The 11,378-nt window shown below is 71.7% G+C and carries 11 protein-coding genes; 3 read left to right on the top strand and 8 right to left on the bottom strand.

The features are described from left to right. Positions 1-79: 79 nt before the first annotated feature. From QBL25_RS30030 to miaA, 5 genes are all read right to left on the bottom strand, one after another. Positions 80-1,567: a M1 family metallopeptidase gene (locus QBL25_RS30030; RefSeq protein WP_409060067.1), complete on the bottom strand. Its 1,488-nt coding sequence runs from the start codon at positions 1,565-1,567 to the stop codon at positions 80-82. 110 nt (positions 1,568-1,677) lie between these two features. After that, positions 1,678-3,831 carry a RelA/SpoT family protein gene (locus tag QBL25_RS30025; RefSeq protein ID WP_409060066.1) on the bottom strand — a complete coding sequence of 718 codons (2,154 nt, stop codon included), beginning with the start codon at positions 3,829-3,831 and terminating at the stop codon, positions 1,678-1,680. Positions 3,832-3,973: 142 nt separating this feature from the next. Then, positions 3,974-4,852, bottom strand: a complete 879-nt coding sequence (gene dapF / locus QBL25_RS30020; protein WP_409060065.1) for a diaminopimelate epimerase — start codon at positions 4,850-4,852, stop codon at positions 3,974-3,976. A 75-nt stretch (positions 4,853-4,927) separates the two neighbouring features. Then, on the bottom strand, positions 4,928-5,389 hold the full coding sequence (locus QBL25_RS30015; protein WP_409060064.1) for a hypothetical protein: 462 nt from the start codon (positions 5,387-5,389) through the stop codon (positions 4,928-4,930). A gap of 101 nt (positions 5,390-5,490) precedes the next feature. Then, complete coding sequence (gene miaA / locus QBL25_RS30010; RefSeq protein WP_409060063.1) at positions 5,491-6,429, bottom strand: tRNA (adenosine(37)-N6)-dimethylallyltransferase MiaA; 939 nt, start codon at positions 6,427-6,429, stop codon at positions 5,491-5,493. 182 nt (positions 6,430-6,611) lie between these two features. On the opposite strand from miaA, the gene QBL25_RS30005 reads away from it, so the two are divergent. Together QBL25_RS30005 and QBL25_RS30000 are read left to right on the top strand one after the other, a co-directional pair. After that, positions 6,612-7,025: a hypothetical protein gene (locus QBL25_RS30005; RefSeq protein WP_409060062.1), complete on the top strand. Its 414-nt coding sequence runs from the start codon at positions 6,612-6,614 to the stop codon at positions 7,023-7,025. Positions 7,026-7,050: 25 nt separating this feature from the next. After that, positions 7,051-7,320, top strand: a complete 270-nt coding sequence (locus QBL25_RS30000) for an antitoxin (protein WP_409060061.1) — start codon at positions 7,051-7,053, stop codon at positions 7,318-7,320. A 210-nt stretch (positions 7,321-7,530) separates the two neighbouring features. Here the strand turns inward: QBL25_RS30000 and QBL25_RS29995 are convergent, their stop codons facing one another. The 3 genes from QBL25_RS29995 to miaB all read right to left on the bottom strand — a co-directional run bounded on the left by QBL25_RS29995 (position 7,531) and on the right by miaB (position 10,194). Further along, entirely contained in the window at positions 7,531-8,307 is a 777-nt protein-coding gene (locus QBL25_RS29995; RefSeq protein WP_409060060.1) for a class III extradiol dioxygenase subunit B-like domain-containing protein, read from the bottom strand. 20 nt (positions 8,308-8,327) lie between these two features. Further along, a complete protein-coding gene (locus QBL25_RS29990) occupies positions 8,328-8,612 on the bottom strand; it encodes a hypothetical protein (protein WP_409060059.1) in 285 nt (94 codons plus the stop codon). Between the two features lie 61 nt (positions 8,613-8,673). After that, positions 8,674-10,194 carry a tRNA (N6-isopentenyl adenosine(37)-C2)-methylthiotransferase MiaB gene (gene miaB / locus QBL25_RS29985; RefSeq protein ID WP_409060058.1) on the bottom strand — a complete coding sequence of 507 codons (1,521 nt, stop codon included), beginning with the start codon at positions 10,192-10,194 and terminating at the stop codon, positions 8,674-8,676. An 86-nt stretch (positions 10,195-10,280) separates the two neighbouring features. Here miaB and QBL25_RS29980 point away from each other — a divergent pair, with 86 nt between their 5' ends. Further along, a complete protein-coding gene (locus QBL25_RS29980; RefSeq protein WP_409060057.1) occupies positions 10,281-11,276 on the top strand; it encodes a TAXI family TRAP transporter solute-binding subunit in 996 nt (331 codons plus the stop codon). The last annotated feature ends 102 nt before the right edge of the window (positions 11,277-11,378 follow it).

The following is an 11,378-nucleotide window of genomic DNA, read 5'->3' as shown; positions in this document are numbered from 1 at the left end:
TCCCCGAGGGGTTATCCCGGACCCGCAGCGGCGCCGACCTGAAGATGGTTGCACGGAACGGCCCGTCTCGTCACCCGGGTTATTTCCCTGCGGGAGCCGCCTTACGCCAGTCCGGATGCCCCGGCATCGGCGGCGTCGTCGCGCCGTACAGCCAGGCGTCGAAGAAACCGCTCAGATCGCGGCCCGCGGTCGTCGAGGCCAGTCGCACGAAGTCCGCGGTCGTCGCGTTCCCGTCCCGGTAGGTGCCCACGAAAGCACGCTCCAAGCGGTCGAAGTTCTCGTTCCCGATCTCCTGCCGCAGGGCGTAGAGCACCAGCGCGCTGCCGTCGTAGACCACCGGGCGGAAGATGCTGATCTTCTGGCCGGGCGCGGGGCCCTTCGGCGCGGCCGGCGGTCCGCCCGCCGCGCGCCAGCCGTCCGACTGCCGGTAGGCCTCCCGCATCCGCTTCTGGAGGGGCTTCTTCGACTTCTCCTCGGCGAAGAGTGCCTCGTACCAGGTGGCGTGCCCTTCGTTGAGCCAGAGGTCGGACCAGGAGCGCGGGCTCACGCTGTCACCGAACCACTGGTGGGCCAGCTCGTGCACCATGATCGAGTCCACGTACCACTCGGGGAACTCGGGCCGCTTGAACAGGTCGCTCTCGAAGAGCGAGAGGGTCTGCGTCTCGAGCTCGAAGCCGGTCTGGGCCTGCGCCATCAGCACGCCGTACGTCTCGAAGGGGTAGCGGCCGACCTTCCCCTCCATCCAGGCGATCTGGTCCGGCGTCTTCTTCAGCCAGCGCTCCATCGCCTTGCGGTCCTTGGTGGGCACCACGTCGCGCATGGGCAGACCGTTCGGCCCGGTGCGGTGCACCACGGTGGAGCGGCCGATGGACACCTGCGCCAGTTCCGTCGCCATGGGGTGGCGGGTGCGGAAGGCCCGGGTCGTGGTGGACCCCTGGTGCGCCGTGGCGACGGGCAGGCCGTTGGCGACGGCGGTGAGCCCCTTCGGGGTGGTCACGCGGAAGGTGAACTGTGCCTTGTCGGCGGGGTGGTCGTTGCACGGGAACACGCGGTGCCCTGCGTCGGCCTGGTTGGCCATGGCGAGCCCGTCGGCGGTGGGCACCCAGCCGCCGTCCTGGTCCTTCGTGGGCCGGGGGTCGCTGGTGTGCCGGACGGTGACCCGCATCTGCTCGCCCCGGCCCAGCGGCCGCGACGGCGTGACGACCAGGTCCTCACCGGTGGTCTCGAAGCGGGCGGGGGCGTCGTTGACGGCGACGGAGCTGACCTTGCCGTGCGCGAAGTCGAGGTTGATGCGCTCCAGCCGGTCGGTCGCCCGGGCGTCGATCACGGTCACGGCGTCGAGCGGCTTCTTGTTGTCGCCGCCGTACGTGAGGGCGATGTCGTACGACAGGACGTCGTACCCGGGGTTGCCCAGGTGGGGGAAGAGCCGGTCGCCGATGCCGAGCGGCTTGGCCGGTGACGGCGCGCCCGCGGCGAGAAGGGTGGCGGAGGTGGCCGCGGCCAGGAGCGCGGTCGCGATGCGGAGAGTCCTCGGCCGCGAGGCCTTGACCCGGGGGGTGAGCAGCATGAACTACCGCTATCAGCGCGAGCCTTCCGCACGGGTGTCGGCGCGCGCCGCGCCACTCGAACGAGTCGCGGGAAGCCGCCGAGGCGACGCCCGCGCTCCCCGGCCGAGGTCTACGAGGTGGCCGCCGCGGGGTGCTGGGCGCGGCTGACGTCGTACACCCCGGGGACCGCGCGCATCGCGCGCATCAGGCCCGGGAGGTGCGCCGCGTCCGGCAGTTGCAGCGTGTACGTGTGGCGCACGCGCTGCTGGCTGGGCGGCTCGACGGTGGCCGACATGACCTCGACGCCCTCCATGGCGATGGCCTCGGTGAGGTCGGCCAGCAGATGCGCCCGCCCGAACGATTCGGCGATCAGCGTGACCCGGCACTCGGCGCTGTCTCCCCAGCGCACGCCGACCTCGGCGCGCCCCACGTCCTTCATGCGCGCGACGGCGGGACACTCCACGCGGTGCACGGTGACGACACCGCCGCGCACGGCGAAGGCGGTCACCTCGTCCGGCGGGACGGGCGTGCAGCACCCCGCGAGCCGTACGCTCGCGCCTTCCCTGTCCACCACGGCGTTCGCCGCTGCGGGTCGGGGGAAGTCGGTGGCCTGCGGCTGGGGCGCGGGGGCCGCCTTCTCCGGGGCGGAGGGGGCCGCGGGAACGGGCGTGGGGTGGGTCGTGAGCCAGCGCCGGATGGCGATCCGCGCGGCGGGCGTGCGCGCGTGGTCGAGCCACTCGCGGGAGGGCCCGGACGCCGCGTCCTGCCCCATGAGCAGCTGGACCGTGTCGCCGTCCCGCAGGACCGTGCTCAGCGTCGCGAGGCGGCCGTTGACCCGTGCGCCGATGCAGGCGTGCGCGTCCTCGCCGTACTGGGCGTAGGCGGCGTCCACGCAGCTCGCGCCGGCGGGCAGGCCCAGCGTGCCGCCGTCGGGGCGGAAGACGGCGATCTCGCGGTCCTGGGCGAGGTCCTCGCGGAGCGTGGACCAGAAGGTGTCCGGGTCGGGGGCCGCTTCCTGCCAGTCGAGCAGACGGGAGAGCCAGCCGGGCCGGGTGGGGTCGGCGCGCTCGCCCTCGGCGTCGTCGGAGGGGGCGTCGGTGGCGGTGTCGGACTGCTCCTCCGAAGGAGGAGCGTACGGATTGCGCAGCGCAACGACGCCGGCCTCGGCGACCTTGTGCATCTGGTGCGTACGGATGAGGACTTCGGCGACCTCTCCGTCCGGGCGGGCCACGGCCGTGTGCAGCGACTGGTAGAGGTTGAACTTCGGTACGGCGATGAAGTCCTTGAACTCCGACACCACCGGCGTGAAGCACGTGTGCAGCTCGCCCAGGACGCCGTAGCAGTCCGCGTCCTCGTTCACCAGGACCAGGAGCCGTCCGAAGTCGGCCGCGCGCATCTCGCCGCGTTTGCGGTGCACCCGGTGGACCGAGACGTAGTGCCGGGGCCTGATGAGGACCTCGGCGGCGATGCCCGCCTCGCGCAGCACCGCGCGGACGTCGTCCGCCGTGCTTTCCAGGGTGTCGCCCTCGCGCGCGGCGTTGGCCGCCATCAGCTTCTGGACCTCGGAGTACTCCTGCGGGTGGAGGATCGCGAAGACGAGGTCTTCCAGCTCGGTCTTGAGCGCCTGTACGCCGAGCCGTTCGGCGAGCGGGATGAGCACGTCCCGCGTCACCTTGGCGATCCGCGCCTGTTTCTCGGGGCGCATGACGCCGAGCGTGCGCATGTTGTGCAGGCGGTCGGCGAGCTTGATCGACATGACGCGTACGTCGTTGCCGGTGGCGACGAGCATCTTGCGGAAGGTCTCGGGCTCGGCGGCGGCGCCGTAGTCCACCTTTTCCAGTTTCGTGACGCCGTCGACCAGATAGCAGACGTCGTCGCCGAACTCCGTGCGCACCTGATCGAGCGTCACGTCCGTGTCCTCGACCGTGTCGTGGAGCAGGGACGCGGTCAAGGTGGTGGTCTCGGCGCCCAGTTGGGCCAGGATCAGGGTCACGGCGAGCGGATGTGTGATGTACGGCTCACCGCTCTTGCGCATCTGGCCGCGGTGCGAGGACTCCGCGAGGACCCATGCGCGGCGCAGGGGCTCCAGATCCGCGTCCGGGTAGTGGGCGCGATGGGCTTCGGCCACATGGCCGATCGCGTCCGGCAACCGGTCCCGGGTGGCAGGGCCCAGCAGGGCCGCTCGGCCGAGCCTGCGCAGGTCAAGCCGTGGACGTCCGCGCCTGCGCTGCGCTGCGGGCGTCACGGGGCCAGACATCGCGGGGTTCGTGGCCTCCGCACTCATGGGCACCTCCGGCTGCTCCGACCGGCGGTGAGCGGACGACGGCGTGCTCCGTCCGGGCCGGTGCTTGATGCTACCGAGCCCATCACGCGCCGCTGACCGCCTCTCGCCGAGCGTGAAACGGATCACCCATTCGAGCGACAGTTCACGGGTTTACAGTTTCGAGCCATTCCGCGTCGATCTCGCCTTCGGCGACGATCACCGCGGGGCCCGTCATCTCGATCTCGCCGTCGGGCCGCTCGGTGATCACCAGGCTCCCACCGGGCAGATCGACGGTGTACGTGACCGGCGAACCGGTCGTGGCCGGGTCCGCCCCGTCCCTGCGGGCCGCCGCGACGGCCACGGCGCACGCTCCCGTGCCGCACGAACGGGTCTCGCCCGCGCCGCGCTCGTGCACCCGCATGGCGACGTGACGCGGGCCGCGGTCGACGACGAATTCGACGTTCACGCCGTCGGGGTAGGCCGCGGCGGGGCTGAACGGCGGCGGGTCGTACAGCGTGCCCGCGTGGACCAGGTCGTCCACGAAGGCGACCGCGTGCGGGTTGCCCATGTTCACGTTCCGCGCCGGCCAGCTGCGGTCGGCCACGGAGACGCTCACGTCCCCTTCGGGGAAGGACGCCTTGCCCATGCCGACGGTGATGTCCCCGCCGGCCTCCGCCTTGGCGATGTGCACGGTCTTCACGCCGCCCCGGGTCGCGACGGCCAGATCGCCCTCGCCCGCCAGACCGGCGCGCTGGAGATGGCGGGCGAAGACACGCACGCCGTTGCCGCACATCTCGGCGATCGAACCGTCGCCGTTGCGGTAGTCCATGAACCATTCGGCCTCGGCGGCCATGTGGCGGGCCTCCGGGTGCGCCGCGGACCGCACGACATGCAGCAGACCGTCGCCCCCGATGCCCGCACGGCGGTCGCACAGCGCGGCGACGGCGGCCGGGGGCAGCGCGACGGCGTTGTCCGGGTCAGGGATGATCACGAAGTCGTTCTCGGTCCCGTGCCCCTTGAGGAAGGCGATCCGCGTGCTCATTCCTCGATCGTACGGGGTACCGCCGACAGTCCGTCGTGAAGGTGCACGTCAGGTCTCTGACCTGGCAGGACGACGTCAGCGGAGGCGGGCCACGCGCCACACGGCGAGAACGGCCACGGCGAGGAACACCAGGGCGTAGGCGGAGACGATCCGCCAGTCCGGGCGGCGCCCGGAGCCGCGCTCCGGCAGGCCGGGCCAGGTGTGCCCCACGCGCCGGGCGGCCATCATGCCCCAGCCCGCGGCGCAGCTGCTGATCAGCAGTCCGAGCATGGCGACGACGGCGCCGCCGTCCCCGAACTCGAAGGCCAGCGGGAAGGCGAACATCAGCGATCCGGCGGCGGCCAGGACGACGATGGGGGCGAGCTGCCAGATGCGCAGGCGGCGCTGCGGGCGCAGTTCGACCTCGACCTCCGGCGCGACCATCGCCTCCGCGACGGGACCGTCGTCGGTCACGCCGTCCGGCGTCGCGTCAGGTCCGTCCGGGGTCAGCTCGCCACCGTCGTGCGCGGTGTCTCGAGGGCCGGCCTCCATCGCCATCCGCCCTCCCACTTCGGACTCCACTGGTCGATCGATGGTCGATGATGGCACGGCGCCAGGGGCCGGGATGACCGCCTGAGCGTCCCGATGCCATCACGTGATCAGGCTGTGACCGCTCGTTCGACCAACGCCATTGCCCGCCCCGGGAGTTCCCCTCGATCGGTCACGGCGCCGCTGAGCCAGTGCACACGGGGATCGCGGCGGAACCACGAGTCCTGACGGCGGGCGAACCGCTTGGTCGCGCGCACGGTCTCCGCGCGCGCCTCGTCGTCGGTGCACTCCCCCGCGAGCGCCGTGAGCACCTGCTGGTAGCCGAGCGCACGCGAGGCCGTACGCCCCTCGCGCAGCCCCTCGGCCTCCAGCGCGCGCACCTCGTCGACGAGTCCCGCGTCCCACATGCGGTCCACGCGCGTGGCGATGCGTTCGTCGAGCTCGGGGCGGCCGACGTCGACGCCGATCTGGAGGGTGTCGTAGACGGAGTCGTGGCCGGGGAGGTTGGCGGTGAAGGGCTTGCCGGTGATCTCGATGACCTCCAGGGCGCGGACGATCCGGCGGCCGTTGCTGGGCAGGATGGCCTGGCCCGCTCCGGGGTCGGCGGCGGCGAGGCGGGCGTGCAGGACGCCGGAGCCGTGCAGCTCCAGCTCTTCCTCCAGGCGGGCCCGGACCGCGGGGTCGGTGCCGGGGAAGTCCAGGTGATCGACGGCACCCCTGACGTAGAGCCCGGAGCCGCCGACCAGGATCGGCCAGCGGCCTTCCGCCAGGAGGCGGTCGATCTCCGCCCGCGCCAGCTTCTGGTACTCGGCGACGCTCGCCGCCTCCGTCACGTCCCAGATGTCGAGGAGGTGGTGCGGCACGCCCTCGCGCTCCTCAAGCGTCAGCTTGGCGGTTCCGATGTCCATCCCTCTGTAGAGCTGCATGGAGTCGGCGTTGACGACTTCGCCGCCGAGACGACGGGCGAGAAAAACGCCTAGATCGGACTTTCCTGCCGCGGTCGGCCCGACGACGGCGATGACCCGCGGTGCGGGAGCTGCTCTACTCACCGCCCCAGTCTCGCAAATCCCGTGGCCGGTTCCCGAACGAGCTACGTGACGCCACACGTCCGGGGTCGTTGCCTGTTGCGAGGTTCCGGCCGCCGGTTTCGAGGATCGGCGACCCGTGCGGCGCAACAGGGCGCACCGGGCGGCACGGGATTTCGCCCACACGAGTACCGTATGGAGTAGATATGGGCGTTTTTTCACGGTTTCGCAGGAAGTCCAAGGCCACGGATGAGGCGTCGACGGCCGATGCGGCCGTCGTCGACGTGACGGCCGACGCAGAGACCCCTGAGGAGTCCTCCGAGCCCGAGACCGGCAAGGAGGAGGCCAAGGCGGCCACGGACGAAGCCACGGACGCGGAGGCCAAGACGGAGACCGCGGCCGAGAGCGGACCCGATGCGGAGTCCGGGAAGAAGGCCGAGGCGACGTCCGAGACCGCTGCCGGGACCGAGGCCAAGGCCGAGTCCGGGAGCGAGGCCGGAGCCGAAGACGAGTCGGACGACACCGAAGCGGCTGCCGCGGAGAACGTGGACATCCCGAAGCAGCAGTCCGCGGAGAAGGCCGCCGACAACGACGAGGCCGACGAAGGCGCCCGCAAGTGACTCTCCCAGCGAGGGAAGGCAACCGATGGGCTTTCTGCAGAACCTGAAGGACAAGCTCGCCCCGGCGAAGGACAAGGTCGCGGGCCTCGCGCAGCAGCACGGGGACAAGATCGACCAAGGTCTCGACAAGGCCGCGAAGGTGGTCGACGACAAGACCAAGGGCAAGTACAGCGACAAGATCCAGACGGGGAGGGGCAAGGCGAAGGACGCCGTGGACCGCCTCGCCGGGACGCCCGACGAGCGCAAGGACGCGGGTGGCGGCCCCACCCCTCCGACGCCTCCGGCGGCTCCCTGATCCACCGGCTGCCTCACTCGTCGGCTCACCGGCCTCATCAGGGCGTCGGCGTGCCGGCTGAGTACGCCGGCCGGGTCACCGGCTGAACGACTCCGGCGGACGGCCGTGGAGCGCCCCCAGCTCCACGACCGTCGCCGCGCGTCGGCCGACGCCCGCCCACCGCGCGCCAAGCCTTCTGCCGGGCCCCGCAGACCTCTCCAGGAGGGCCCGCTAGGACCAGGCGGCCACCATGTACCCGACGCCGTACGGCGCGTCCTCGTAGAGCAGCTCGCCGCTCAGGCCCGCCGCCTCGGCCGCGCCCGCCAGCACCTGCCAGGGCGCACGGCCCGCCGCCTTCAGTTCGTACGCCAGCTCCGCGTCCAGTGCCTTCAGCGCCTCGACGTCGGCGGCACCCAGCGCGCGGGCCACCTCCGCGTCGAAGCCGGCCGCCCGCTCGTCCAGATATCCCGGGGCCTTGAGCGTGCGGCACGCGCTGGCGTCACCCATCACCAGCAGAGCCACGCGGTCGGCCGCCGCCGCGATCTCCCTCCCGACTTGAATACACCGCTCGGCCGCCAGAGGTTCCCCCACCCCGAGGCCTTCCAGCGGGGCCGCCGACCACTCCGTACGGCCGAGCAGCCAGGCCGCGACGGCGAGCGACGGCGGAAGTGCACGCTCCGCCTCACCCGCGCGCGAGTCGTCTGCGTCGACGGGACGGGTGTCACCGCCGACGGGACGGGAGCCCTCCGCACCGCCGGAACGCCCCAGCCGTACGTCGAGGTCCACGCCGAAGCCGCGGAAGGACCCGCGGGCGCCCTGCGGATGCGGCCCGCGCGCGTTCTCCTCGGCGGAGCCGACCACGACGAGCCGGTCGGGCCGGGAAGCGGCGAGCACCCCGACGGCGTCCGTGCACGCGGCGCGCGCGGCGTCCAGTTCCGGGGCCGCACCCGCGGCGACCTGGGGAACGAGCAGGGGCGGGCAGGGGCAGACGGCTGCGGCGACAAGCATGATCCGCAGCGTAACGCGCGCTAGTAGGAGATCGGTCCCGAGTCCCACTCCAGCTCGGAGATCGAGAAGCGGTACGGGAAGGAGCCCCCGGACGAACCGTCGCCGATCACCATCCAGCCGTCGGCCGTGCGGTAGCGCCGCATCCGGACGGGGTAGCGCGGGTGCTTGGGGCGGTACAGGCGGACGAAGTCCGCGAACCGCTCCACGGCTTCCTCGTGCGTGCCGTCCACCGTGGCCATCAGCTCGAACAGATGCCATGCCCCCGGCCCCGGCGGGTTCTCCATCATCAGCGCCCAGCGCGCCATCAGCCCATCCCCCGTCGTCCCCCTGCCCGCCCGTCGCGGGCTTTCCCGCGGCCCGTCCGCGTCAGTCGCAGCCGCAGCCGCTGCCCGCGGCCACCGGAAGCGGCTCGGGGGCGCCCACCTTCGGCAGGCCGAGCATCACGCCCGCGGGCTTGGCGGCCGCCTCGGTGTTGCGCTTCTCCCAGGCGTCACCCGCGCGCGTGGGACGCACGTTCAGGACGGCGCCCTCGGCGAGCAGGTGGTGCGGCGCCGCGTACGTGATCTCCACCGTCACCACGTCACCGGGGCGGACCTCGGCGTCGGGCTTGGTGAAGTGGACGAGGCGGTTGTCGGGGGCACGTCCGGAGAGGCGGTGGGTGGCGCCGTCCTTGCGGCCCTCGCCCTCGGCCACCATCAGGTCGAGCGTCCTGCCGACCTGCTTCTTGTTCTCGTCCCAGGCGATCTCCTCCTGGAGGGCCGACAGGCGCATGTAGCGCTCCTGCACGACCTCCTTGGGGATCTGCCCCTCCATGGTCGCCGCGGGCGTACCGGGGCGCTTGGAGTACTGGAAGGTGAAGGCGTTGGCGAAGCGGGCCTCGCGGACCACGTGCATGGTCTGCTCGAAGTCCTCCTCGGTCTCCCCGGGGAAGCCGACGATGATGTCGGTGGTGATCGCGGCCTCGGGCATGGCCGCGCGGACCTTCTCGATGATGCCGAGGAAGCGGTCCTGGCGGTACGAGCGGCGCATGGCCTTCAGGATCGGGTCCGAGCCCGACTGGAGCGGCATGTGCAGCTGCGGCATCACGTTCGGGGTCTCGGCCATGGCGGCGATCACGTCGTCCGTGAAGTCGCGCGGGTGCGGGGACGTGAAGCGCACGCGCTCCAGGCCCTCGATCTTCCCGCAGGCCCGCAGGAGCTTGCTGAAGGCTTCGCGGTCACCGATGTCCGAGCCGTACGCGTTCACGTTCTGGCCGAGCAGGGTGATCTCGGAGACGCCCTCGGCGACGAGCGCCTCGATCTCGGCGAGGATGTCGCCGGTCCTGCGGTCCTTCTCCTTGCCGCGCAGGGCGGGCACGATGCAGAACGTACAGGTGTTGTTGCAGCCCACGGAGATGGAGACCCAGGCCGCGTACGCGCTCTCGCGGCGCGTGGGCAGCGTCGAGGGGAAGGCTTCGAGCGACTCGGCGATCTCGACCTGCGCCTCTTCCTGGACGCGGGCGCGCTCCAGGAGGACCGGCAGCTTGCCGATGTTGTGGGTGCCGAAGACGACGTCGACCCAGGGCGCCTTCTTGACGATGGTGTCGCGGTCCTTCTGGGCCAGGCAGCCGCCGACGGCGATCTGCATGCCGGGGCGCTTGGTCTTCATCGGCGCCAGGCGGCCGAGGTTCCCGTACAGACGGTTGTCGGCGTTCTCCCGCACGGCGCACGTGTTGAAGACGACCACGTCGGCGTCACCGTCCGAGCCCTCGGGCGCGCGTTCGTATCCGGCGCCCTCCAGGAGTCCGGAGAGGCGCTCCGAATCGTGGACGTTCATCTGGCACCCGTAAGTGCGTACCTCGTACGTTCCTTTAACGCCCACTGCCTGTCCCCGGTCGCCGCTGCTCATGTGACAAGGGTAGGCGGTCGCGGGAGTGTCCCCGCCGGGAGCTCTGCCCTGGCCATGACGGCGAGTGGCCTGGCAGGATCGCGCGCATGTTCACGGCACTCCCCCACATCAGCAGGCGTCGCGCACTCCAGGGTGCCGCGGCCGCCCTTGTGGTCTTCGGACTCCTGGTGTGGTGGCTGTTCCCGGTGGGCGACGACTCCCCGAGCGGCCGCATGACGTTCAGCACAGGCGTGAAGAACGCGGTGTACGAGCGGTACGGGAAGCTGCTGCGGACCGCCGTGTCCCATGACATGCCCAAGGTGGACGTGGAGCTCCTGAACAGCGAGGGGTCGCAGCAGAACGTCGAACGGGTGGCCACGGGGAAGGCCGATTTCACCATCGCGGCCGCCGACGCCGTCGAGAAGTACCGCCTGGAAGGGCGCACGGGCGCTGACCGGCTGCGGGGCTGCGCGCGGCTGTACGACGACTACGTCCAGCTCGTGGTGCGGCGCACGTCGGACATCGAGAAGGCGCAGGACCTGCGGGGCAAGAAGGTGGCCGTGGGGCAGCCGCGCTCGGGCGTGCGGCTGATAGCGGACCGGGTACTCAAGGCCGCCGAGCTCGATCCGGGCAAGGACCTCACGGCGGTGGGCGCGGGCATCGACAAGGCGCCCGATCTGCTCAAGAAGGGCGACATCGACGCCTTCTTCTGGTCGGGCGGGCTGCCGACCACCACCGTTCGGCTGCTCTCCGAGAAGTTCGACATCCGCCTCGTCGAGCTCGGCACCCTCGTGGAGGCGCTGCACAAGCAGGGCGGGGCGTCCCGCTACTACCGGGCGGCCGTGATGCCCGCCGACGCCTATCCCGCCGCCCAGCAGCACGACGCCGTGCCGACCCTGGCCGTGGCGAACCTCCTGGTCACCACGGACCGGGCGGACCCGAAGCTGACCGAGGGACTGACCCGCACGGTGATCGACAGCCGCGACCACATCGGCGGCAAGGTGCACGCGGCCCAGCTGGTGGACCTGCGGACGGCCCTCTACACGGACCCGCTGGATCTGCATGAGGGCGCGCGCCGCTACTACCAGTCGGTCAAGCCTTAGGCGACAGCCGGTCAGTCGAGCCTCAGGCGACAGCCGGTCGGTCGAGCCTTGGCCATCGGGGAGGGGCGGCCGACCGCGGCCGCGCGCGTGCGGGCCCCGTGC

This window comes from Streptomyces sp. SYP-A7185 (genome assembly GCF_046103685.1).
In the GTDB taxonomy this organism is placed as follows: Bacteria; Actinomycetota; Actinomycetes; order Streptomycetales; family Streptomycetaceae; genus Streptomyces.
The sequence above is the reverse complement of the archived record's forward strand: the minus strand, read 5'-3'. Positions and strand labels throughout refer to the sequence as shown.

Coding starts and splice junctions, on each gene's coding strand:
- QBL25_RS30005 (WP_409060062.1), top strand. CDS start 6,612: ATGGGCGTTTTTTCACGGTTTCGCAGGAAGTCCAAGGCCACGGATGAG.
- QBL25_RS29990 (WP_409060059.1), bottom strand. CDS start 8,612: ATGGCGCGCTGGGCGCTGATGATGGAGAACCCGCCGGGGCCGGGGGCA.
- QBL25_RS30025 (WP_409060066.1), bottom strand. CDS start 3,831: ATGAGTGCGGAGGCCACGAACCCCGCGATGTCTGGCCCCGTGACGCCC.
- QBL25_RS30000 (WP_409060061.1), top strand. CDS start 7,051: ATGGGCTTTCTGCAGAACCTGAAGGACAAGCTCGCCCCGGCGAAGGAC.
- QBL25_RS30030 (WP_409060067.1), bottom strand. CDS start 1,567: ATGCTGCTCACCCCCCGGGTCAAGGCCTCGCGGCCGAGGACTCTCCGC.
- QBL25_RS30015 (WP_409060064.1), bottom strand. CDS start 5,389: ATGGCGATGGAGGCCGGCCCTCGAGACACCGCGCACGACGGTGGCGAG.
- QBL25_RS29980 (WP_409060057.1), top strand. CDS start 10,281: ATGTTCACGGCACTCCCCCACATCAGCAGGCGTCGCGCACTCCAGGGT.
- dapF (WP_409060065.1), bottom strand. CDS start 4,852: ATGAGCACGCGGATCGCCTTCCTCAAGGGGCACGGGACCGAGAACGAC.
- miaB (WP_409060058.1), bottom strand. CDS start 10,194: ATGAGCAGCGGCGACCGGGGACAGGCAGTGGGCGTTAAAGGAACGTAC.
- QBL25_RS29995 (WP_409060060.1), bottom strand. CDS start 8,307: ATGCTTGTCGCCGCAGCCGTCTGCCCCTGCCCGCCCCTGCTCGTTCCC.